Genomic DNA, 22829 nt, shown 5'->3' with positions numbered 1-22829 from the left:
CCAGGCGTGCCATCTTCATTGCAGCGTTCCGCCCGTCATCAGGTGGCCAACGCGCACCCGGTCTGCCTGCGCTGCGGGCAGCACGCCGGCGATGCGCCCGTGATAAAGGACCGCGATGCGATGGGCATAGCGCAACAAATCGTCCAGATCCTCGGAGATCCAAAGAATCGCTGCGCCTGCGCGTGCCTGGCGGAACAGCTCCTCGTACACGACCTGTGTGGCCTGCAGGTCAAGGCCCATCGTGGGATAACAGGCAACGACAAAGGCCCGCGGCTGTGAGAGTTCGCGCGCAATGACAAGTTTTTGCAGGTTCCCCCCGGATAGACGACCCGAGGCGAGACGGCCCTGGCGCGGGCGCACGTCGTAGCGTTCCATCAAGGCGCTGGCCTGCACTTCCTGCGCACGCCAGTCCGGGAACAGGGGCAATCTCAAAAGGTGGCGCAAGGCGAGATTGATGTTGTTGCTCATCTCGGGCGCAACGGCGTTCTTCAGTGGATATTCCGGGATATAGCCCTGCCTTGCATCGTGCGGCTGTCGCTGTCCCCGACTGTGCAACACCTCGCCATCCAGGAGGACCTCGCCTGCGCTAAGTGCAGCCATGCCTGTAACAGCATCAGCCAGCAGATCCTGACCGTTTCCCGAAACGCCTGCGATCCCCAGCACCTCACCCGGAGCGATATCGAGGTCGATGTCGTCGAGCGCAAGCGTTTCGCTGTGGCATCGGAGATGGCGGATCGCGACCCGCGCCGGGCGGTTCGCAACCGGCACCGTGCTTGCCACGGGTTTGAGTTTGGCCTCACCCACCATCAGGGCCACCAGCGCCTGCGCATCGATCCCGCAGGCCTCAGATTGCGCCACGAGGCGGCCTGCGCGCATCACCGAAACCCGATGGGCACATGCGCGCACGTCTTCAAGCTTGTGGGTGATGAGCACGACACTGCGCCCGGAGTCAGCCAGCTTGCGCACGACGCCATGCAGGCGCTGCGCCTCCTCGGGCGCAAGCACCGAGGTCGGTTCGTCAAGGATGACGAGTCGTGCTTCGAGATTGAGAACCTTGACCAGCTCAACCTGCTGCTTTTGGCCCACCGACAGGTCACTCACACGGCGACGTGCCTCAACGCCTGGCGCGAACTCCTCAAGCAGGCCCAGAACCTTTTCGACGTTGCGCGATGCGTGCCACCAAGGCGCGGCTGGATACGCCAGCAAGAGGTTTTCCAGCACGCTTAGCGCCGGGATCAAGCTGAACTGCTGAAACACCATGCCGATGCCCAAAGCCATCGCATCGCGGGGTGACGCAATGGCCGCCTCGCGTCCATCAATCAAGATCTGTCCGGCGTCGGCGCGGTAATAGCCGTACAGGACTTTCATCAGCGTGCTTTTGCCCGCTCCATTTTCTCCGAGAAGCGCCAGAACCTCGCCTTCGGCAATATCCAGCGAGACGGCATCGTTAGCGACAACGGTGCCAAAGCGCTTGGTGATGTCAAGAAGCTGGATATGCATGGCGCGCGGTTGGATTCAAACTTGCATACATGATGGATAGCCGTCAGCATGCAAGCTGCGTGCCAGACAAAGGCCTGACGATCGCTGCAATTTGGTGCGCAGGTGAGGGCGAATCCGCTGCGTGGCCTCAGCGCCTCAGGCCAGCGATTGCGGTGCGGATGCGCGGGCTGGCACATCCCTTGCATGAGATCATGCATACAAGATCGGAGCCCTGTGCCATGCAAACTTCATCGAGGCAAGCGCGAATCGCATCCTCGCCGTGGACGTCACGCCCCCACGCTGCATGGCATGTCGATGGGCGCACGCAGAGCAACGTCTGTCCTCCACGAGGAGCGCGCAGCGCACAAGTGCGGTGCCGTCGTCGCGCAATCCTGGTGCAGGATGCTCGGGCGCATCGGGGCCGCGGCGCATGCACAGAACTGACCAACATGACTTCCATCCCCTGACCATGAACACCACTGATGTTTCCAACGCCGATGCGGACATGGACCTGCACTGCGTGCGCGTCCATGCCTCCTTGTTGCGCCTCGCCATGAATGACGAAGCCTTGTGCAGAATTTCCGCGCAATGGCGGCGCTTGCGCGACATGGCCGACCGTCTGGATGAGCAGGTCCTCACCGAACTGGATGAGCCGGCTCCTGTTTTCCGGCCTTGAGACCACGTCGGCGCGGGTTTCTCCCGGCGCCAGATGCTGACAGATCCAATCCCGGACTGCCTATAACCAACGCCTGCTCACCCATGCCCAAACAACTCACCGCTTATCCGATGGCTTCGGTTTTGGATGTATCGCATGCCGTGGCCGGAGCCGAGATCTCGGCCTCAAAGCTGATCGAGGAGGCGATCGCACGACTGGATGTGCTGGACGCCGGGATTCGGGCCTTCACTCACAAAACGACTGACCGCGCGCGGGCCCAGGCTGCGCGCATCGACAGACTGCGTGCGCAAGGGCATGCACTGCCGCCACTTGCGGGGGTCCCCTATGCGGTGAAGAATCTTTTTGATATCGAGGGCCTGCCGACGCTGGCGGGTTCGCGCCTGCTGGCCGGCGCGGCCCCTGCGAAAGGCGATGCTGCCCTTGTGCAACGCATGGATGCTGCCGGGGCAGTGTTGCTCGGGGCGCTCAACATGGACGAATTTGCCTATGGGTTTACCACGGAAAACACGCATTACGGCGCCACCTGCAATCCGCACGATTTAACGCGCAGCGCTGGAGGCTCGTCGGGTGGCAGCGCTGCAGCGGTGGCCTCGGGCATGGTTCCCCTGGCGTTAGGGTCGGATACAAACGGCTCCATTCGCGTGCCAGCGTCGCTATGCGGCATCTTCGGCATCAAGCCGACCTTTGGGCGTTTGCCGCGGGAGGGCAGCTACCCGTTTGTCTACAGCCTTGACCATTTGGGCGCCTTCGCACGCAGCGCAGAAGATCTGGCGCTTTGCTACAGCATGCTGTGTCGGGATGCCAGAGACGAAGCTGAGGCAATTGGCAGCGCGATCACGGCAGGCCCGGATGACAAACCGTTGCGCGTGGCGTGGCTTGGGGGGTACTTTGAGCGCAACGCCGGGCCCGAGGCAAAGCGCGCAGCGCGTGCAGCCGCGCAGGCGCTAGGGGCGCAGGATGAGCTGGAGTTGCCAGGAGTGGAGGCTGCGCGTGCTGCGGCCTTCGTGATCACGGCGGCCGAGGGTGGGCAGCTTCACATCGAGCATCTGCGGGAGAACTACGAGCAGATGGAGCCGCTTTCGCGCGATCGCCTAGCCGCTGGGGCCATGGTGCCTGCGGCTTGGTACACGAAGGCGCAAAGAGTTCGCGCGCGCTTTCATGCGCAAGTGTGTCGTCTTTTCGAGGAATTCGATTTGTTCATTGCGCCCGCCACACCCGTGCCCGCCCAGCCACTCGGGAGCGCGTTCTTCGATTTGAATGGATGCGCGCTGGCCACACGCCCGAACATGGGCCTGCTGACGCAGCCCATCTCGTGTATTGGCCTGCCCGTCGTGGCAGTCCCGATGCGTGTCGCGCCTGAAGCCTTGCCCATCGGAGTCCAATTGATTGCACCGCCATGGCGCGAGGACATCGCACTGCGGGCTGCGCTGCAGCTCGAGCGCTGCGGCGCAGCGCAGTGCAAGCCGCTTGCAACTGCACTGCAGGCACGCACCGGGTACATCGAATGATCGCTCAGGTCAATCTTCCCGATGTGCTGGCGGAACTCGAAGCCATCTTCGATCGTTATGAATGCGCCCTCGTGAATAATGATGTGGATCGCCTCAATGCCCTGTTCTGGCGCTCGACCATCACCTTGCGCTATGGCGTGGGCGAAAATCTCTACGGCTTCGATGCCATTGCCGACTTTCGTGCCCGGCGACGTCCGCAAGGGCTGGAGCGCACCATTCGACGCCGGCTCGTCACCACCTTTGGACGGGACGTCGCTGTAACAAACATCGAATTCGAGCGCGATGGGGTGGATCGCATCGGGCGGCAGAGCCAGACCTGGGTACGCTTTCCCGAGGGCTGGCGAATCGTGGCTGCACATGTCAGCTGGATGGACACGCCATGAGTGAATCAACGGCCGGGCGTGCCATGCGGGGTGGTGGGCATCCACCCCTCGCCAAGCCAGCCTCGCGTGCCACCGAGGTCTACGCGCACCTGCGCGAGGACGTCTTCGAGTTCCGCCTGCTGCCGGGACAGCGCTTTACTGAAACCGAACTGGCTGAGCTCTACGGCGTGTCGCGCACGCCGGTGCGTGAGGCGTTGCTTCGGTTGCAAAGCGAAGGACTTGTGCGCGGCTACTTCCGCAGTGGATGGGAGGTGGTCCCCATCGACTTTTCCCGCTTCGATCAGCTGTATGAACTGCGCAAGCTCATCGAGGTGTTTGCGGTGCGGCGGCTGGCATCTGCCGAATTTGGGCCCGAATTGCGGCAGCGGCTCGACGCGCTGGTGGCTATTTGGCTCGTCGACAAATCCGAGCGCCTGAGCGACGCGCGCCAGATCTCCGTGCTTGACGAAGCCTTCCACGGGGAATTGGTGGCTGCGGCTGGAAACACGGAGATGCTGCGCGTGCATGCCGATGTCACGGACCGTATCCGCGTCATCCGGCGGCTGGATTTCACCTATCCCCAGCGTATCGGCACAACCTACGATGAACATGCAGCCATGCTGCGGGCGATTCGGCGCCACCGCCCCGACGAGGCGGAGATGCTTGTCCGTGCACACATCGACCGCAGCCAGCTCGAGACGCGAAAGATCACGCTGCACCGGTTGCAAACCGTACGCAGCGACAACGAGCAACGTGGATTGACCTGAGGCAAGCCGGTGCCATGGCTGTGTGACGTCATATGCGTGGGCATGCTGCACCAATTCGTGGCTTGACGCGCACAACAACGGATGGTGCCCTCGTGCTGCCAGGCGTGCGAGGGCCACGGCAAAGCTGGCACGAGGCTTGCATGGCCCTTTGGGCACGGAATTGGTGGTTGATCGCCAATTGTTGTTTTGCGTTTGACAGGGCAGCTAGGGTTCCGGCTTCTTCGCGAAGCGCCTGGTCCAAGAGCGGCCCGGCCTCCTCTGGAGGCTCCACGGAGGGATAAAAGCCCGGGAGAAAAGCGTCGTCACCGCTTTCTTCCGTGCTCGTTTTCAACCCTCAGCAATGGAGCCTCGCCCATGAAGATCGCCACCACCATGCCGCAGCACGCGCACTTCACCAGCACCTACCAGCGGGACAAGCCCGCAGTTTGAGGGCTGCTGCGCGCAATCCTCGTAAGCACCATCCCATTGCATGCACTAACGGGCGGCGTTCGCCCGTTGGCCACGGTCGCAAAGACCCAGTCAAGGAGTCGTCCATGTCCACAATGCTTGATTCCCCGCAAGGCCTCGCCTTGCCGATGACGAATTTCAAGGGCCGATGGGGCCAGCTTGCCCTCGGCCTGCTGTGCATGATGGCCATCTCGAGCCCGCAGTATGTCTGGGCCCTCTTTACCAAGCCGCTACTCGGGCAGGTTGGCGCAAGCCTGGCTCAGCTGCAGGTCACTTTTTCGATTCTCATCGTCCTGCAGACATTTTTCTCACCCTTCCAGGGCTTCCTCGTGGATCGCTTCGGCCCGAGGATGTTGCTGTCTGTCGGCGCCGCACTGACCGGGGCGAGCTGGGTGCTTTCAGCCTCGGCGCACAGCGTGGTGCAGCTGTACCTGACCTACGGCTTGCTTGGGGGTATCGGAACCGGCGTGATCTACGTCGGCGTGGTTGGCCTTATGGTGCGCTGGTTTCCGCGCAAGCGTGGCTTTGCTGTGGGCATGGTCGCTGCCGGCTACGGCTTTGGCGCCATTTTGACCACCTTCCCGATTTCATCGAGTCTGGCAACGTTTGGGTACTCGCAGACCATCACAGTCTTCGGCTACATCATCGCCGCAGTGGGGTTGATTGCTGCGCAGGGGATCAAGCGTCCACCCGTTGAAGTGATGGCGGAGTCCGTCAAGGTGGAGTCGCATGCCAGCGGCGTCAAGCCAGCAATGATGCTTAAGCAGCCGGTCTTTTGGCTCATGTTCGTCATGATGGGCATGATGTCCACCTCAGGACTCATGGTGATTTCGCAGATGGGCGCGTTCGCCAAGGATTTTGGCGTTGCCACAACGCTGGTCTGGGGTATGGCGGCCTTACCCCTTGCGCTGACGATCGATCGCTTCACGAACGGCCTGACACGCCCGTTCTTTGGATGGTTGTCGGACCGCATCGGTCGCGAAAACACAATGGCGATCGCGTTTGGCATGGAGGGGCTGGCCATGCTGGCCTGGTTGGGGCTGCAAAGCGACCCTTTGTGGTTCGTGCTGCTTTCGGGGATCGTCTTCTTTGGCTGGGGTGAGATTTTTTCCCTGTTTCCTTCGACTCTCACAGACACGTTTGGCACCCGCTACGCGACCACAAACTACGGTTTCCTCTACATGGCTCAGGGCATTGGCTCGATTCTGGGTGGTCCTATCGCCGCACTCATTCACCAGTCAAGCGGCAGTTGGGTTCCCGTCTTTGTCCTCATGGTCGTCTTGGATCTGAGCGCGGCATTGCTTGCTCTCTTGGTGCTCAAGGGCATGCGTGCCCGTTACATGGCACGCGCTGCAAGCGCGAACTGAGCCGTCGATCAAGCAACCACAAAGACATGAGCCGATGTTGCGCTGCGCGGGGGTGGGCCGGGTCAACTGCTGCAGTTCGCGGCGATTCACCCGCTCATTGCCTTGGCACGCTCGCCTGCCGGCGTGGCATTCTGCGCAGCGCGTTTCGTCCGCGGCGAACGTCACAGAACTGATGCGGGTGCTGGTGGCGCCACGCTCCTTTCTTGCGCTGTCCTTCGAGCTTTGCAATGGGGTGGAATGACTCATCGAGGGCGCTGGCCTGGCCACCCTGACCGCGTGCTCCGGGATCCGCATGCGTTCGCAAAACAGGTCGCTGCCCTGCGCAAGGGCAGTCTCGATGGCGTTGCCACCGCTTTCTTCACAAGGACCATGCTGATATTCAGGCACGCCAGGATGCGTGGCGGGAGCTTCTGGGTTTCATCGCCACGCGCCAGTGGCTGGCCCTCGCCCTTGATGCAGGCGGCCCCGCCATCAAGGCAGAAGTGCGTTGGCGCGAGATCCATGCCTGCACCAACATTGGGTTACTCCGCGTGGAGCAGCCTTTTGCGACGCAACTGCTGGGCGCTCACGCCCGGAGTGGCGAACACGCACAATGACAGGAAAAGTCGTTGGGGCGCAGCCCTGATATGAGTCTCACGAATCGCCGACGCACTGGAACCGCGCATGCATCACACCCATACTGCACTCGGGGGCATGGTTGTCGCCCCGCACCATTTGGCCGCCCAGGCAGGCCGTGACGTCTTGCTCGACGGCGGCAACGCCATTGAGGCGATGGTGGCGGCAGCCGCCGCCATCGCCGTCGTCTACCCGCATATGACGTCAATTGGCGGGGATGGCTTTTGGCTCATTCACACGCCCGGGCAAGCGCCACTTGCAATCGATGCCAGCGGCTTCGCTGCCGAGCGCGCCACGGTGCGACGGTATCAGGGGCTCAACGCGATTCCGTCACGTGGGCCGGACGCCGCACTGACGGTGGCTGGCACGGTCGGCGGCTGGTCCAAGGCGTTGACGATTGCCCAGACTTGGGGCGGCCCCCGGCTTGCGCTGACGCGTCTTCTGCGCGATGCCATTCGCCATGCGCGCGACGGCATTGTCGTCACGTCCAGCCAGGCAGCGCTCACCCAAAGCAAGCTCGAGGGATTGAGGGACGTGCATGGGTTTGCCGAGACCTTTCTGCTCGATGCAAACCCGCCTGCGTGTGGCCAGATGCTGCGTCAGCCTGTCCTGGGCGAGACCTTGCAGACATTGGCCGAGCGTGGCCTCGATGATTTTTATCGCGGTAGCCTTGCAGCGCGCATGGGCGCTGAGCTCGAGCGCATCGGCAGTCCAATACGCGCGTCCGATCTTGCCGCCTATGAGGCGCAGAGCGTCGCACCGCTTGCCGTGCGCTTGACCGATTGCACCGTCTACAACCTGCCGCCGCCCACGCAGGGGCTGGCTTCGCTCATGATTCTGGGCATTTACGAGCGGCTTGGCATTACCGAGGGGGAGGGGTTCGCCCACGTGCATGGCCTGGTCGAGGCGACCAAGCGGGCCTTTCGCGTGCGCAACCGCATGGTGACGGACCCGCGCAGGGTGCCGGGCGACCCAGCCGATTACCTCAAGGCCGAGACACTCGACGCGCTGGCCTCAGAGATCGACATGCGCCATGCCTTGCCATGGCCTGAATCGGCGTCACCCGGCGACACCATCTGGATGGGCGCGATCGACCGCGAAGGCCGCGCCGTCAGTTTCATCCAGAGCCTCTACTGGGAGTTTGGCTCTGGGGTCGTGCTGCGCGACACCGGTGTCACCTGGCAGAACCGCGGCATCAGCTTCGCCCTTGATCCGACTGATCTCAACGCCCTTGAACCGGGGCGCAAACCCTTTCACACGCTCAATCCAGCCCTTGCCGTGTTTGATGATGGGCGCATCATGCCCTATGGGACGATGGGCGGCGAGGGCCAGCCCCAAACGCAAGCGGCTGTGTTCACCCGCTATGCCCGCTACGGCGAGTCGCTGCAGCAGGCAATCAGCGCCCCCCGCTGGCTGCTGGGCCGTACCTGGGGTGACGCCAGCACAACCCTGAAATTGGAAGACAGGTTTGACCCCGCACTCGTGCGCTCATTGCGTGATGCAGGCCACCAGGTCGAAGTCCTCAGCGAAGCGTTCAGCGACACCATGGGGCACGCTGGTGCCCTGGTTCTGCATGGTGACGGGCGCATGGAAGGCGCATCAGACCCGCGAAGCGACGGCGGTGCAGCCGGCGTGTGACCTTGCTGGGGCGCCCGAGCTCGGCTGTGTGGCGTGTACTCGGGATGGGTGTACGACCCGGGGCGCCGCGCAGCCTGGCCGAGAAGATGGGGCCGGCGACGGCCGCAACGCATCAGGCACAGGACAAGGCGCCCGCATTCAAGGGATGATTTTCCACCGCGCGTGAGGGTCGGATGGGGCGGCCAAGGGGGATCCAGCAAAAGCGCGTTCAAGTAGCGCGCAGTGTGGATCTTGTCCTGCGCGTTGCCGGCACCCCCGATCAAGGCGGGGCGGGGCTCCCGTTTTCTTGACACATATCAACCATGCGTAGAGGTTCAGCGCCTATATTTGAAAAAAACGTTTGATTACACTTGTTTCTGTTTCATACCTCTTGAGCAGTCCACATTGGAGATTCATCATGCCTCGCCATTCACGAATGAGAAGGGCCATGTTTTCGGCCGGCGTCTTGGCGCTGCTGGCCGGATGCGGCGGCGGAAGTTCATCGACCAGCACGCTCACAGCACTTAATCCCTACAACCCGAGCAACCCGGATGCCAACGCGGTAGCGTGCGTCCCGGGAACCGATGTCATTGGCGCGTGGAAGACCGTGGCCAACAACAACACCGTGATGCCGGATTCGCCCAATTTGAACTTCTTCAGTTACAACCAGCCGTCCATCAACGACTATGGTTTGGTCGTGTTCCGCGGCCGTGCCAAGAGTGCGACGACGGGATCAGGTGGTCAACCGCAGCGCGGCGTGTACACCGTGGATGTCTGTCCGGCGAAACCCGCCGTGTACACGGTGGCTGACACGGCCAACACGTTGGTTCCGCAGCCGAACAACACGGGCGCGATGTTCAATGAATTTCCGTCGATTCCGCGCATCGACATGAGTTCGGGCGTTCTGGCCACGCGCGGGCAGACCGAGCCGCAGTGGACCTATACCGACCCGACGACCTTGCTGGAAACGAAGGTCGGAACGGCGGGGCTGTACGTCACCCTGCCGGACGGGCTGACCACAGGCATGAATATTCTTGGCGCCGTGCCTGAGTTCTCCTCGGTCATGCGCGTGCCCAATACAGTCAGCACGACACCCGTCAAGTTCGATCAGTTTCCCGGCTCGCCAAGCGTCACTGGCGGAAAGTACGTGGTCACGAAGGGCAACTACACCGATACGGAAATCGTGACAGATCCGACAACCGGTGCGTCGAGCCCGGTGAGTGTGAGCAAGACCGGCGTGTATTTCCGGGATGTCAGCTCGGGCACCTCCCCCATCCAGGTGATTGCCGACAGCAACACGCTGATTCCTGGGACGACGGTGAAGTTTGGCTCCACGGCCCCGCCGAGTGCTGCGAATGGCCATGTGGTATTCACCGGGCTCGATAACGAGGATGCGCCATCTGCCGGGGGGATCTATCTCGCTCCCATCGCCAGCCTGCCCACGTTGACGCCTCTGGTGCATATCGGGGTGACTCCTGTGCCCAACCAAAGTGGTGCACCGCTTCCGGCGCCAAGCGCCAGCGCTGCTGCGCCGACCTTCACGCAAGTTGGGGAAGGCCTTGCATTTGACGGCCGCTACATGGCCTTCTGGGGTGCTTGGGGAACCAATCCTAAGGTGGCCAACAGCGCCGATCCGGGCATGCACGGGGTCACACTGACCTGTGCCACGGACGGCAACAAGGATCTCCAGGCAGCATGTATGGCTCAGTATCCGAGCGGCCAGACAACGAAATACGTTCCGAACAACCAAGGCATCTTCATCGCCGACACGACCCAGCCCGGAAAGATCTGGATGGTGGCGGACGCCGAACAGGGCTCAGCCACACCAGCGCAGTTTGCAGATTTCCTCTACTGGGTGTTCTCGGGTGCACCAACGACCACTGGCAGTTCGGGTTCCGGTTCGGGCGCTCCAAGCTCGTCGGCGTCCGGTGCTGCCGGCGGTTCGGGCTCATCCGGGCCAACCGATGCTGAGCCCCCTCGGTGGCGCGCATCATCTTTCGCTGCGGTCGACGGCAAGCTGGGTGTGATTTTCAAGGGATCGCTGAACCCCGCCTTTTTTGCACCAGCGTCGACGGCCAGTGCGCCGGCCTCATCGGCGAGTTCTTCGACCTCCACAACCGCTGCTTCCACGCCCGCTTCAGGGATCTACGGGGCGAATTTCAAGGCTGGTACTGGGGTCGGGGCCGTATTCAAGGTGATCGCCTTGGGTGATGACATGTCCATCCTGGATCCAGCGGCACCAGCGGGTTCGTATGTCAGCTCGTTGGGTATCGAGCGCGAAGCCCTACGCGGCGGCTGGCTGACCTTGACGGCGTCTTCGCTCAACGCGCTCAGTGAAGGGTGGGCTGGTATCTATGCCACGGACTTCCCGGGCACGGCCTTCAAGGTCGACTCGGCCACGCCGATGCCGAACCTGATTCTCGGCCAGTAGGACGAGCGCACTGCAAACAACGTCAGCCTCCTGCTGCCTGGATCTTTACTGGAACAGCAGGAGCTGCCCTCAGCAATCCAGGCGTGGCGCTGTGCAGGCAGCGCCACGCTTTTTTTATGGCCGGCCACCTATGCATCGGCAGCATCTTCCTCGCGGCTGCCTGGGGATGATCGAACAACACGGGTGCAGTTGGCTTGGGCAGCCATGGGGGCTTATGAGCCCGGATCGGAGCGGACCGCTGATGTTCCACGCCTCCTGATGGCACCCGTTCTTTGTTGAGCAATGTCAAGGACGAAGCAGCCATGCTGGCCTAGATTGGCCTAAGGGCTGTCAGCTTGGCATGCAGGCGAGGCGCAGTTGTTGCGTGGCTGCGTGTCCGTTCTTTGCACGTCACAAGGGCCTGCCCAGGGCCACGCGAGATGGGGCCGCCGGGCCGCCGGGCCGCCTGGCGCTGCGTCGCAAGGACGAAGGCGGATTGAGGATTGGGGATCGCAGGTGCGCCGCGACAGCGTGGTTTCCACACGGAAGGGTTGCGCCAGGCGCACGGACGATGAAAATCCAAGAGCAAAATGTTGAGGAGTGCCTGACGAGTTTGCGCAGTGGCGTCAATGGCCTTCAAGCCAGTGAGGCACAGCGGCGACTTCTGGAATTCGGGCCCAACCGCATTCGTGAAGAGCGCAAAAGGCCCTGGGCGCTGCTGCTGTTGCGGGAATTTAGCCAGTTATTTTCCATCGTGCTGTGGCTCGCGGCAGGACTGGCTTTCGTTCTGAGCCTGATGGCTCCTGGCCAGGGCATGGCCCGTCTGGGCATTGCGCTCATCGTGGTCATCCTCATCAGTGGATTCTTTTCCTTTTGGCAGGAGTTCCGCGTCGAGAAGGCGCTGGCCGCGCTTCGGCAGTTTCTTCCGCACCGCGTGCAAGTGCAGCGCGATGGGCACGCCCTGGAAATCGATGCCCAGGCCCTGGTGCCGGGGGATGTGGTGCTGCTTGAGCAGGGCGCCAATATTCCAGCGGACTGTCGGCTGATCGAAGCGTATGCCGTGCGCGTCAACAACGCCAACCTGACGGGGGAGGCCATCCCACAGCCGCGCAACTGCGAGCCCTCTGACGCGGAGTTGCTGATTCGCGCAGGCAACATTCTGCTTGCGGGCACGTCGCTCGTCGCCGGGCGAGGCAAGGCTGTGGTGTTTGCCACCGGCATGCACACCGAGTTCGGCCGCATTGCCCATCTGACGCAAACAGCTGGGGAGGGCGTGTCGCCCTTGCGCCGGGAAGTCTCACACATCAGCCGCCTGATCATGATCCTGGCCGTCTCGCTTGGCGCGCTATTTTGGGCAGCCGGGTGGTGGATCGGTCTTTCGCCGCAGAAAAATTTCGTCTTCGCCCTTGGGATCATCGTGGCCATGGTTCCCGAGGGGTTGCTGCCAACCCTCACCCTGGCGCTGGTGCTGGCCACGCAGAGCATGGCCCGGCGCAGGGTCCTCATCCGGCATTTGCCGGCGGTTGAAGCGCTCGGCGCAGCCACCGTCATTTGCACCGACAAGACCGGCACGCTGACCCAAAACCGCATGCGCGCGATGACTGTGCTGCCCGGTGCCGCGGCCCTTCCCGTGCCGGCGGGTGCCAGCGTGGCCCTCGCTGCGCACTACGCTCCCATGTTTCTGGCGGCGGGCCTGTGCCATGACTTGACGGAAATCGAACAAGGCGGCCGCAGGAGCTGGCAGGGCGATCCGATGGAGCTGGCCCTCGTCGATCTTGCCCAACAAGCAAACGTGCCGCTGCCGCACTGGAAGCGCATTGACGAGTTGCCGTTTGATGGGCAGCGCATGCGACTGTCCACGATCTATGCAGGCCCGCAAGGGCCCACGCTGTACTGCAAGGGGGCGGCCGAACCGGTGTTGCAGTTGTGCACACGCGCCCTCGCCGATGCGGGTGAGCAACCTTTGACCCAGACCATGCGTGACGCGGTTCTGGGCGCCCAGGAACGCATGGCTGATACGGGATTGCGTGTCATCGCCTTGGCGTACCGCCCGGTCGACGCTGGAGTGGCGATCGAGGACGGCGAACACGACTTGATCTTTGCCGGACTTGTCGGAATGGAAGACCCTCCACGCCAGGAAGTCCCCGCCGCGATCGAGCAGTGCCACCACGCCGGCATCAAGGTCATCATGCTCACCGGCGACCATCCGCGCACGGCGCTTGCCGTTGCCCGCAACATCGGCCTTGTGCGTTCCGCCAATGCCCGGGTCATCAGCGGTGAGCAGTTGCGGCGCTTGTCTGATACGCAGCTGCAGCTCGCCCTCGATGAACCCGAGGTGCACTTTGCGCGACTTGGAGCCGAGCAGAAAACGCGGATCGTCGAAGCCCTCAAGCGCAAGGGCCACATCGTGGCCGTCACGGGCGACGGCGTCAACGATGCGCCCGCGCTCAAAAGCGCCCACGTGGGCGTGGCCATGGGGCGCAGCGGCACGGACGTGGCCAAGGAAGCGGCCGATGTCGTCATCCTCGATGACAACTTTGCAAGCATCGTCGCAGGCATCGAGGAGGGGCGCGCCGTGTTCGACAACATCCGCAAGTTTCTCACCTACATCCTGGCGCACAATGTTCCGGAACTCGTGCCCTACTTGGCGTTCGTTTTCTTTCCCATTCCCTTGGCATTGACTCCCATTCAGATGCTTGCCGTGGATATGGGAACCGATTCGCTGACAGCGCTCGGTCTGGGGGTGGAACCTCCCGAGCCCGACGTCATGCGCCGTGCGCCGCGCTCACCGCGTGAACGACTGCTCGACTGGCGCCTGGCGGTGCGCGCCTATCTCTTCCTGGGCCTGCTCGAAGCGGCTGCTGTGATGAGCGTGTTCCTGGTGACGCTGCGCGCAGCAGGCTGGCACTACGGGGACGCCCTTGCTGCAACGGCGCCCCTGTACCTGCACGTCACGACAGTAGCCCTGGGCGCCATCGTCTTGCTGCAAGTGGTCAACGTGTTCCTGTGTCGCAGCCCAACCCGATCGGTGTGGGGCACGGGACTGCTTGGCAACCGGCTGATTCTCGCAGGCGTCGGCGTTGAAGTCGGTGCACTGGCGCTCATCGCCTATACGCCCCTGGGCAATGCGATATTTGGCACCGCACCGATTGCGCCCGTGCACTGGGCCGCCATCGGGCCATTCGCGGTCGCATTGCTCGTGCTCGAGGAAGGTCGCAAATGGTGGGTGCGGCGCATCTGGCGGCAAAACCTGCACGCGGCGGAGGCATCGTGACGCCCGATCACCGCACTTTCGCGCTGGTCCGCGCGGGCCAGCGGCCGCGCCGCGTGGGCCCACAAGTGCTCAGGGCGCGGGGTTCGGGAACGCGAGGTGAATGTCCTCGATGCCGGCCTGCACGGCGGGCGACAGGGAAACCTGCCATGCAGCAATGTTCTCCTGCAATTGTGACAGGGTGGTCGCCCCAATGATGGTGCTGCCCACGCACCAGTGTCGGTACACGAAACCCAAGGCGAGTTGCGTCAGGCTCAGGCCGTGCTCCTGCGCCAGCTCCGCGTAGGCAGCCACCGCTTTGGGCGTATTGGGCTTGTTGTAACGCTGGTTGAATCCGCCGAACAAATTGACGCGTCCCGGCGCCTTGGGATCCTGCAGGTACTTCCCCGACAGCACACCGAATGCCAGTGGCGAGTAGGCCAGGAGGCTGACCCGCTCGCGAAAACCGATTTCGGACATCCCGTTTTCCCACGTCCGGTTGAGCAGGTTGTACGCATTTTGAACGGATACCGGGCGCGGCAGCGCGTGTTCTTCGGCAATGCGCAGACAGCTCATCAGCCCCCAAGGCGTTTCGTTGGACAGGCCCCAGTGACGGATCTTGCCGGCCTTGATCAGGTCGGCGAGCGCCTCCATCGTTTGTCGAAGCGGCACGGTTTCACGCTCCTGGCTCGGTTGATAGTGGTACTGGCCGAAGAGTGGAACGTTGCGGTCGGGCCAATGCAACTGGTACAAATCGACGTAATCCGTTTGCAGTCTTTGCAAGGATCCCTCCAGAGCTCGTTGGAGGTTGTCGCGGGTGAACGTGAGGTCGCCACCCCGGATCCAGTCCAGGGCGCGCCCGGGTCCCGTTGCCTTGGTGGCCAGGACGATGCGGTCCCTGGGTTGACGCTTGAGCCAGGTGCCGACGTAGCGTTCGGTCCTTCCCGCGGTCTCGCTGCGGGTGGGCACGGGGTACATCTCGGCGGTGTCGAAGAAATTGATGCCGCGGGCGAGGGCATAGTCCAGTTGTGCATGGGCCTCGGCTTCGCTGTTTTGCTGGCCAAAAGTCATCGTGCCCAGGCCAATGCGGGAGACATGCAGGGCGCTATTTCCAAGGTCAATCGTGTTCATGGGGATCGGTACTCGGGTTGGTCAAGACTGAGGTATCGTGGAGCCACAACAGCATGCAGGCGCTGGCGCACCGTGTGCGCGACATCGCCCCACAGCGCGTCAATTAGCGCTCAGGCACGCAGCGGCTCGCCAATCTGCGGCTGAAACTGGGCCAGCGCCGCCATCAGGTCGCCAAAGCGCTCGCCCTGGACAAGCACATGATCCCGAAGGGCCTGCGCGGCTTGGTCCCCATCACCGCTCGCAATGGCGTCCACGATGGCCTGGTGCTCGTTGAAGGATGCAGCCAGGCGTCCCTTGACGCGTAGTTGAAGGCGCCGATACGGGCGCAGGCGGCGATGCAGCGCAGAGGCCTGCGCAGCCAGAAACTCATTGTGACTTCCGGCGTACACCAGATGATGGAAATGCTCATTGAGGCGGTAATAGCCGTCGGCGTCCCCTGCGCTGCGTGCGGCCTCGCACGCGCGGTGGGCCGCCTCAAGCTCCGCGCGTTCGGCGTCGGACATGCGGCGGGCCGCGTGCCGCCCGCACATCGCCTCAAGCTCCGCCATGACTTCGAACATCTCGATGAGGCGCTGCGCGCTGAGTTGGGTAACGGTGGCGCCGCGTCGATGGCGAATGTCAACCATTCCAGCCGCACAAAGCTGCAGCAGCGCCTCTCGCACGGGCGTGCGCGAAACACCGAATTGCCGTGTGAGTTCCGCCTCGTCCAGCGGTGCGCCGGGTGGCAGTTTGCCGGTGGCAATGGCGTCTTCAATGCTCTCGCGGAGCTGGTCAGCGAGTGAAAGATTTTTGTCCACTGTGCGTATGTTACCTCCTCGTCCTGCATGGCCCGGGGCAATCTCGTCCCCATGAAAACCCTATTGTTTGCATGCAAAAAGCTTTGATAAAAATACAAAAATGCAATTTACGTATTTTATTGAGGTGCTGCTTTGACATCCAGCAGCCCCTCCCGAACCGAAGCGCTGGCGGGAAGTGCCAGCCCGTGGAGTCGACGACGCGACGAAAAGCTCGGGCGCCTTGGCATGGTGGCGCACTTGGCCGATGGCTGCCAGTTACCCACGCAGCGCCTGGTGGATGCCCTCGAGCTGCTGTTGAAGCCCGGAGACCGGGTGGCCCTGGAAGGCAACAATCAGAAGCAGGCCGATTTCCTGTCGCGCAGCCTGGCGCGCGTCGATCCGCGCCGGGTGCACGATCTGCATCTGCTGATTTCCAGCGTCAGCAGGCCCGAGCACCTGGACCTGTTCGAGAGCGGGATTGCGCGCCGCCTTGACTTCTCCTTTGCCGGTCCCCAGAGCCTTCGCGTGGCGCAATTGCTGGAGGACGGCAAGCTGGAGATCGGCGCCATCCATACGTATGTGGAGCTCTACGCGCGCATGCTCATCGAGCTCACACCACATGTGGCGCTTGTGTGCGCGGAAAAGGCTGACGCGGCCGGCAACCTGTACACCGGCCCCAACACAGAGGACACCCCCACGATCGTGGAGGCCACGGCATTCCGGCAAGGTATTGTGATTGCGCAGGTCAATGAAATGACCGATGCCTTGCCGCGTGTGGACATCCCCGGCTCCTGGGTGGATTTTGTCGTGGTGGCTGATCGGCCCTATGCGATTGAGCCTCTTTTCACACGCGACCCTCGCCACATCACCGATTTGCAGGTGCTCATGGGAATGATGGCGATTCGCGGCATCTACGAGCGCTACGAAGTCACTTCGCTGAACCACGGGATCGGATTTGATACGGCTGCCATCGAGCTGCTGCTGCCGACCTATGGCGAATCGCTCGGGCTGAAGGGCAAGATCTGCCGCAACTGGGCGTTGAACCCTCACCCGACCCTCATTCCCGCGATCGAAAGCGGATGGGTCGAAAGCGTGCACTGCTTTGGCAGTGAAGTGGGCATGGAGGCCTATGTCGCTGCGCGCTCGGACGTCTTCTTCGTGGGGCGTGACGGCAGCTTGCGCTCAAACCGCGTGCTGTGCCAATTAGCCGGGCAGTACGGCGTGGACATGTTCATCGGCTCCACACTGCAAATGGATGCGAACGCAAATTCCTCGACCGTGACCCTCGGCAGGCTCACGGGCTTCGGCGGCGCACCCAACATGGGGCATGATCCGCATGGCAGGCGCCACGCAAGCCCGCCGTGGCTGGCGCTCATCACGGCTGACAGTGCGGTTGTGCGCGGCCGAAAACTCGTCGTGCAGCTCGTCGAGACCTTCCAAAAGGGTGGGGTTCCCGCGCTGGTGGAGTCGCTCGACGCCGTCGCCGTCGGACAGAAGAGTGGCATGCCCATCGCACCGGTCATGATCTACGGCGACGACGTCACCCATGTCGTGACCGAGGAAGGCATCGCCTACCTGTACAAGGCACAGGGCGAACAGGAGCGGCGCGAGGCGCTTGCGGCCGTGGCCGGTGTGACGCCGATTGGACAAGGCGTTGACACGCAGCGTGCCCGCAGCCTGCGTCAAAGGGGGATCGTGGCCTACGCTGCCGATCTGGGCGTCAGTCCGCTGCAAGCCAAACGTTCGATGCTGGCCGCGCGAAGCATCGAAGATCTTGTTGCGTGGTCGGGTGGCTTGTACGCGCCACCAGCACGCTTTCGCAGTTGGTGAGCGCGAGCATGCCGCCTGCCAACGCGTGCATGCCCTGTGCGCGGGTCGTGCGGAGGCCCGAGGACTGGGCCGATCGTGCGGTTCGTGCCCTGCGCGACGAAGCAAGCCTCACACCAAAGCCGGCGCTGGTCGATGCGCGCGGCAGCGGGGCGCATCAGGACCTCGATCTGCCCCGCATGCTGCGGTCCGCTGAAGCCCTGCGACGCCCCTTCGCCGAAATGGCGCGTGCCGCAGACTGTGCCGCACCCTCTGCGCAACTGCGCGGCGAGCTTGCGGCAATTGGGCGCGTGGCCGAGCAGCGCATGATGATGGCCACCGATGGCAGCAACGCGCATCGAGGCGCAATCTGGGCGCTCGGATTGCTGGTTGCGGCGGGCGCAATGTGCGCGCCCGATGCGGATGCTGCCGTGCTCTGCGCGACCGCTGGAGCCATTGCACGTTGTCCCGACCCGCAGCACGTGCCGCCTGAGGACACCCACGGCGCCCGTGTCGGCAGGACGTTTGGCGTTGGCGGTGCCCGTGCTGAGGCTTGTGGCGGCTTCCCGCACGTGGTGCGTCATGGGCTTCCGGGATTGCACGCTGCGCGAGTTGCTGGCTGGGCAGAGCGCAACGCCCGGATTGACGCGCTGCTTTGCATCATGGCTCATCTCGATGACACCTGTTTGCTGCACCGCGGCGGGCGAAAGGCGCTTGGGATCGCCCAGTGCGGGGCCCAAAGAGTGCTGGATCTGGGCGGCAGTGCCACCGCGTCTGGCCATGCGGCGCTGCTGAGGCTCGATGCCGAGCTTCTCGCGCACAACGCGTCGCCCGGTGGAAGTGCAGACCTTCTGGCCGCGACGTTGTTTCTCGACGCGGGCGGCGTCGGCGACACGCAATCCTGGATCAATGACGATGGAAACTCTCGAATTTGAATTTGCCGCCGACGCGCCTATTGCCCAACGCGCGCATATCGGGGTCGTGGGCTCGGGCGACCTGGAGATCCTGATGGAGCCGGCCGACGCTCCAGAGCAGGGTGCGCAGGTGCGTGTCTGCACGAGCGTCACGGGCTATGGGGAGGTCTGGCGGCAGGTCCTGCAGCGATTCTTCGAGCGGCACCGTCTTGCCGCTCGTTTGCAGATCAATGACTTCGGCGCCACTCCCGGAGTCGTGTCCCTGCGCCTGGAACAGGCTGTGGAGGCCAGCCAATCATGACCGCTCCGATGATCCGCAGCAGTTTTATCGAAATGGGTGCACGGGAGAGGGCCCAGTGCATCCTTGATCAGGACTGCCAACGCGAGCTACTCGGCCCGTTTGATCAGATGATGTCTCCCTGGTTGGCGCGCCAGGGAATCGTGCCCCAGTCCGACGACGGGGTCGTCGCGATGAAGGGGCAGATCGGGGGCCACAGCGCCGTGGCGCTCGCAGTCGAAGGCCGATTTCAGGGCGGCAGCATCGGCGAAGTCTCGGGGGCGAAAATTGCAGGCGCATTGGAATTGGCACTGCGCGACTGTGAGGCAGGCCACACGGTTTGCGCCGTGCTCATTCTGGAGACTGGCGGGGTGCGATTGCAGGAAGCCAATCTGGGCCTTGCCGCCATTGCGGAGATTCAGGCTGCCGTGATTGCCCTGCGCCGCCACGTACCTGTCATTGCGGTTATCGCGGGCATGGTCGGCTGTTTCGGCGGCATGTCCCTGGTTGCTGCATTGTGCAGCCACATTGTCGTCACGCGCCAGGCGCGGCTTGGCATGAATGGCCCGGAGGTGATCGAACAGGAGGCAGGGATCGAGGAGCTCGATGCGGGCGATCGCAAGCTGGTGTGGAGCTTGATCGGTGGTGAGCAGCGCTGGGCCACGGGTTTGGCCGACGCGCTGGTCGAGGACGATGCACAGCAGATTCGGGACGAGGTCCTGGCCGCGGTGCGCGTGGCGCCTTCGGCACCGGCACGAAGCGAGCAGGTTGCGCGTTTTCGCCAGCGCATCGAGCAGGCTGCCGCGCTCGATATGGATGCCGCTGCGTTACGCACCCTCTGGAGCGACCAGCCATGAGCGGGGCGCCGGCGGTGCCAACGCGCGGTCAACTCTGGTTTGGGCACCTCGATGGGCAGGCACCGCGTGTGCCAGGGCTGCCGCCCTCGGTGCTTGCCGCGGACGCCATGATCGCGCATCGAAGCGTCAGATATTTGGCTGTTGTGCCCGATTCTTCCAGTCCATTCGTCCGGGCGCGCCGTGGCGAGGTGGGTTTGCGCGAAGGTTGGGCCCTGGCGCACGCTGTGCGCGATGCGGTGGAGTTGGATCGCGATGGCGTCAAGCGTGCGCTGGTGGCCATCGTCGATGTGCCCAGCCAGGCGTACGGCCGTCGCGAGGAAATGTTGGGCATTCACCTCGCCTGCGCAGCTGCCGTGGACGCTTATGCATCGGCGCGCATGGCTGGGCATCCCGTTGTGGCCCTTCTCGTCGGCGCCGCAATGTCTGGCGCCTTTCTGGCGCACGGGTTTCAGGCTCACCGCCTCGTCGCGCTTGACGATCCCGGAGTCGTCGTGCACGCGATGGGGCGCGAGGCTGCCGCACGCGTTACGCGTCGCACACTCGCCGAATTGGAAGAACTCGGCCGCGCAAATCCACCGATGTCCTACCGCATTGCAGACTTCGACAAGCTGGGCCTGCTCCACCGCTTGATTGCTGGCGTGCAGGCTGATGCCCCGACACCCGCGGACGTGGAGGTGGTGCGCGGGACGCTTGCGGAGTCCATTGCTGATATCGCGCCATGGGAAGCCAGCCTGAGCCGGCGGCTGTCAGCGTCGGCGTCAAGTTCGGGTCGGAGCGCCTCGGCCGCTGTGCGCGAGCGACTGGCCGCCCAGTGGTAGGGGCGTAGAAGCCCATGGCATCCATACGTCTCGGTCCCGTGGAGCGGAGCGGAAGCGTGTCCAGCCCTTTGCCGGCGCATCCCCTGCTCGTGCGGCCGCGGGTGCACGACCTGTTGCGCATCGACGGCGCGGCTTCGCTCCAGTTCGACGCGGCGCCGCCGAACTGGGTCGCGCCCGCCCTCATGCGCGCACCATGGGTGGTGGTGCGACGCGCTCCTGACCGATCGGGCTTGGTGGCCGTGGGCGTGCGCGGCGCGCTTCGCAGTGAACGCGTTGCCGCATGGTTGGATCCTGGTCGCGTCGCGTGTTGCGTGCAGCCCCAGGAAGCACGCACAAGAGCGCCTCAGCTGGACGCGCCGCGCGCACGATTGCCAGCCATGCAAGCGCTGGCGCTTGTTGAAGGTGTCTGGCGGCGATGGCCTGAACTGCACTGGGGGCCTGGCGGCAGTGCGGGCTTCGAGCTTGCCACGGCGTGCCCGGCGGTCACTCCATCCAGCGACCTGGACATCGTCATCCGCAGTTCTCACCCCGTCAGTCGAGCCCAAGCCACGGCTCTTCTGGCGAGTCTTCCCATCGCGGCACCGGCTCGCATCGATGTGCTGCTCGAAACACCGGCCGGTGGCATTGCGCTCAGTGAATACGCGCGAGCCGAAGGTCGCGTGATGCTGCGCACGCATCATGGCCCGGTGCTCACCCCTGACCCCTGGATCAACTGGGGTGGCGAGGCAGCGGCGTGAGGATTGCGTTTCTGTGCCCCGGCCAGGGGTCCCAGACAGAGGGCTATTTGCACCGGCTGGTTGCCCACGCACGGGTGCAGGAAACCCTTGAGGAAGCCAGCACTGCGGTGCAGATGGATCTCTGTCAAGCCGATCACCCCGAAGCGTTGCGATCCACCGTGGCTGTGCAACTTGGCATCGTCACAGCAGGCGTGGCCATGGCAAGGGCACTGCAGGCCGAGGGCGTTGTTCCCGACGTGGTCGCAGGCCTTTCCGTGGGGGCATTCACCGCTGCCGTGGTCGCTGGATGCCTGCGATTTGACGATGCCTTGCGCGTGGTGTTCCTGCGCGCGCATGCGATGGCTGCGGGGTTTCCACGGGGTTATGGCATGGTGGCCATTTCAGGGTTGAGTCAACCCGCTGTCGAGGCCCTGATCGCCGAGCTGAATGCATCGCGCGCTGCCGCCGACGATCATGCGTACCTGGCGAATCTGAACTCTCCGTGGCAGTTTGTCGTTGCCGGGTGCGACTTGGCGCTCGAGGACGTCATCGAGCGCGCCCGAGCCGGCGGGGCGCGCATGGTCGAGCGGTTGCCTGTGTCCGTGCCATCGCACTGCGTCCTGCTTGCCGGCGTCGCGGAAACCTTGCGTGGAGCCTTGTCGCAATGCGCGCTGCAGGCGCCGGTGATCCCCTATGTGGCGAACGGCTCGGCACGATTGCTCAGGACAGCACAAGAGGTGGCGCAGGATCTCGCGCAAAGCGTCATGCAGCCGGTGCGGTGGCACGAATGCAACGTCACCATGCTCGAGCATGGCGTGCAGCTCTTCATCGAAATGCCGCCGAACCAGGTGTTGACACAGCTTGTGAAGAATCTGACGTGTTCGGTGGAGGCCGTTGCTGCCGACACCACCAATCTCCGCTCGATGGTCTTCCGTGCCCAGCGAGCCCAGCAGGGGAGGGACTCATGATGATGCCCTGACCGCTGCACCCATCCCGACACGGGCATCCGACCCATCGGATTGCCTTGCCAGAACCA

The 22829-nt window shown here is 63.6% G+C and carries 18 protein-coding genes and 1 riboswitch; of the genes, 15 read left to right on the top strand and 3 right to left on the bottom strand.

Annotated elements, in window-relative coordinates:
- Positions 1-15: 15 nt before the first annotated feature.
- The gene (locus tag CD04_RS0104290; RefSeq protein WP_031404557.1) at positions 16-1500 is read right to left on the bottom strand and encodes an ABC transporter ATP-binding protein; all 1485 of its coding nucleotides are present in this window, start codon (positions 1498-1500) and stop codon (positions 16-18) included.
- 448 nt (positions 1501-1948) lie between these two features.
- On the opposite strand from CD04_RS0104290, the gene CD04_RS24060 reads away from it, so the two are divergent.
- The 8 genes from CD04_RS24060 (at position 1949) to CD04_RS0104235 (ending at position 14522) form a co-directional block, all read left to right on the top strand.
- A complete protein-coding gene (locus CD04_RS24060) occupies positions 1949-2155 on the top strand; it encodes an AtzG-like protein (RefSeq protein WP_197033012.1) in 207 nt (68 codons plus the stop codon).
- Between the two features lie 83 nt (positions 2156-2238).
- Positions 2239-3663 carry an AtzE family amidohydrolase gene (locus tag CD04_RS0104275; protein WP_369792774.1) on the top strand — a complete coding sequence of 475 codons (1425 nt, stop codon included), beginning with the start codon at positions 2239-2241 and terminating at the stop codon, positions 3661-3663.
- The gene (gene hpxZ, locus CD04_RS0104270) at positions 3660-4046 is read left to right on the top strand and encodes an oxalurate catabolism protein HpxZ (protein ID WP_031404553.1); all 387 of its coding nucleotides are present in this window, start codon (positions 3660-3662) and stop codon (positions 4044-4046) included. The genes CD04_RS0104275 and hpxZ overlap by 4 nt, the downstream gene beginning before the upstream one ends.
- A complete protein-coding gene (locus CD04_RS0104265) occupies positions 4043-4792 on the top strand; it encodes a GntR family transcriptional regulator (protein ID WP_051848920.1) in 750 nt (249 codons plus the stop codon). The genes hpxZ and CD04_RS0104265 overlap by 4 nt, the downstream gene beginning before the upstream one ends.
- A gap of 193 nt (positions 4793-4985) precedes the next feature.
- Positions 4986-5086: riboswitch (guanidine-I (ykkC/yxkD leader) on the top strand.
- Positions 5087-5325: 239 nt separating this feature from the next.
- Complete coding sequence (gene oxlT / locus CD04_RS0104260; protein WP_081857795.1) at positions 5326-6606, top strand: oxalate/formate MFS antiporter; 1281 nt, start codon at positions 5326-5328, stop codon at positions 6604-6606.
- Positions 6607-7269: 663 nt separating this feature from the next.
- Positions 7270-8859 carry a gamma-glutamyltransferase family protein gene (locus tag CD04_RS0104245; RefSeq protein WP_031404548.1) on the top strand — a complete coding sequence of 530 codons (1590 nt, stop codon included), beginning with the start codon at positions 7270-7272 and terminating at the stop codon, positions 8857-8859.
- Positions 8860-9286: 427 nt separating this feature from the next.
- A complete protein-coding gene (locus CD04_RS0104240; RefSeq protein ID WP_031404547.1) occupies positions 9287-11269 on the top strand; it encodes a hypothetical protein in 1983 nt (660 codons plus the stop codon).
- 550 nt (positions 11270-11819) lie between these two features.
- Positions 11820-14522: a cation-transporting P-type ATPase gene (locus tag CD04_RS0104235; protein WP_031404546.1), complete on the top strand. Its 2703-nt coding sequence runs from the start codon at positions 11820-11822 to the stop codon at positions 14520-14522.
- Positions 14523-14591: 69 nt separating this feature from the next.
- On the opposite strand, the gene CD04_RS0104230 is transcribed toward CD04_RS0104235, so the two are convergent.
- Positions 14592-15629, bottom strand: coding sequence for an aldo/keto reductase (locus CD04_RS0104230; RefSeq protein ID WP_031404545.1), 1038 nt, complete (start codon positions 15627-15629; stop codon positions 14592-14594).
- A 110-nt stretch (positions 15630-15739) separates the two neighbouring features.
- Positions 15740-16426, bottom strand: coding sequence for a GntR family transcriptional regulator (locus tag CD04_RS0104225; RefSeq protein ID WP_031404544.1), 687 nt, complete (start codon positions 16424-16426; stop codon positions 15740-15742).
- A 132-nt stretch (positions 16427-16558) separates the two neighbouring features.
- On the opposite strand from CD04_RS0104225, the gene mdcA reads away from it, so the two are divergent.
- From mdcA to CD04_RS0104185, 7 genes are read left to right on the top strand one after another with little or no spacing between them, the layout of a single operon-like run.
- Positions 16559-18235 carry a malonate decarboxylase subunit alpha gene (gene mdcA, locus CD04_RS0104220; RefSeq protein WP_038167481.1) on the top strand — a complete coding sequence of 559 codons (1677 nt, stop codon included), beginning with the start codon at positions 16559-16561 and terminating at the stop codon, positions 18233-18235.
- An 8-nt stretch (positions 18236-18243) separates the two neighbouring features.
- A complete protein-coding gene (locus tag CD04_RS0104210) occupies positions 18244-19146 on the top strand; it encodes a triphosphoribosyl-dephospho-CoA synthase (RefSeq protein WP_051849218.1) in 903 nt (300 codons plus the stop codon).
- Positions 19127-19426: a malonate decarboxylase subunit delta gene (locus CD04_RS0104205; RefSeq protein WP_031404542.1), complete on the top strand. Its 300-nt coding sequence runs from the start codon at positions 19127-19129 to the stop codon at positions 19424-19426. Before CD04_RS0104210 ends, CD04_RS0104205 begins: the two co-directional genes overlap by 20 nt.
- Positions 19423-20259, top strand: a complete 837-nt coding sequence (locus CD04_RS0104200; protein ID WP_031404541.1) for a biotin-independent malonate decarboxylase subunit beta — start codon at positions 19423-19425, stop codon at positions 20257-20259. The genes CD04_RS0104205 and CD04_RS0104200 overlap by 4 nt, the downstream gene beginning before the upstream one ends.
- Positions 20256-21077, top strand: a complete 822-nt coding sequence (mdcE, locus tag CD04_RS0104195; RefSeq protein ID WP_031404540.1) for a biotin-independent malonate decarboxylase subunit gamma — start codon at positions 20256-20258, stop codon at positions 21075-21077. The genes CD04_RS0104200 and mdcE overlap by 4 nt, the downstream gene beginning before the upstream one ends.
- A 56-nt stretch (positions 21078-21133) precedes the next feature.
- A complete protein-coding gene (locus CD04_RS0104190; protein ID WP_231480464.1) occupies positions 21134-21814 on the top strand; it encodes a malonate decarboxylase holo-ACP synthase in 681 nt (226 codons plus the stop codon).
- Positions 21811-22761: an ACP S-malonyltransferase gene (locus tag CD04_RS0104185; RefSeq protein ID WP_031404538.1), complete on the top strand. Its 951-nt coding sequence runs from the start codon at positions 21811-21813 to the stop codon at positions 22759-22761. Before CD04_RS0104190 ends, CD04_RS0104185 begins: the two co-directional genes overlap by 4 nt.
- Positions 22762-22829 lie beyond the last annotated feature (68 nt).

The sequence above is a fragment of the Thiomonas sp. FB-Cd genome (genome assembly GCF_000733775.1).
GTDB lineage: Bacteria > Pseudomonadota > Gammaproteobacteria > Burkholderiales > Burkholderiaceae_C > Thiomonas_A.
This window is presented reverse-complemented; position numbering and strand designations above follow the sequence as displayed.

Bases quoted from the DNA above. Each gene is read 5' to 3' on its own strand.
- CD04_RS0104290 (WP_031404557.1), bottom strand. From the start codon at position 1,500: ATGCATATCCAGCTTCTTGACATCACCAAGCGCTTTGGCACCGTTGTC.
- hpxZ (WP_031404553.1), top strand. From the start codon at position 3,660: ATGATCGCTCAGGTCAATCTTCCCGATGTGCTGGCGGAACTCGAAGCC.
- oxlT (WP_081857795.1), top strand. From the start codon at position 5,326: ATGTCCACAATGCTTGATTCCCCGCAAGGCCTCGCCTTGCCGATGACG.
- CD04_RS0104265 (WP_051848920.1), top strand. From the start codon at position 4,043: ATGAGTGAATCAACGGCCGGGCGTGCCATGCGGGGTGGTGGGCATCCA.
- CD04_RS0104205 (WP_031404542.1), top strand. From the start codon at position 19,127: ATGGAAACTCTCGAATTTGAATTTGCCGCCGACGCGCCTATTGCCCAA.
- CD04_RS0104235 (WP_031404546.1), top strand. From the start codon at position 11,820: ATGAAAATCCAAGAGCAAAATGTTGAGGAGTGCCTGACGAGTTTGCGC.
- CD04_RS0104275 (WP_369792774.1), top strand. From the start codon at position 2,239: ATGCCCAAACAACTCACCGCTTATCCGATGGCTTCGGTTTTGGATGTA.
- mdcE (WP_031404540.1), top strand. From the start codon at position 20,256: ATGAGCGGGGCGCCGGCGGTGCCAACGCGCGGTCAACTCTGGTTTGGG.
- CD04_RS0104210 (WP_051849218.1), top strand. From the start codon at position 18,244: ATGCCGCCTGCCAACGCGTGCATGCCCTGTGCGCGGGTCGTGCGGAGG.
- CD04_RS24060 (WP_197033012.1), top strand. From the start codon at position 1,949: ATGAACACCACTGATGTTTCCAACGCCGATGCGGACATGGACCTGCAC.
- CD04_RS0104230 (WP_031404545.1), bottom strand. From the start codon at position 15,629: ATGAACACGATTGACCTTGGAAATAGCGCCCTGCATGTCTCCCGCATT.
- CD04_RS0104245 (WP_031404548.1), top strand. From the start codon at position 7,270: ATGCATCACACCCATACTGCACTCGGGGGCATGGTTGTCGCCCCGCAC.
- CD04_RS0104240 (WP_031404547.1), top strand. From the start codon at position 9,287: ATGTTTTCGGCCGGCGTCTTGGCGCTGCTGGCCGGATGCGGCGGCGGA.
- CD04_RS0104200 (WP_031404541.1), top strand. From the start codon at position 19,423: ATGACCGCTCCGATGATCCGCAGCAGTTTTATCGAAATGGGTGCACGG.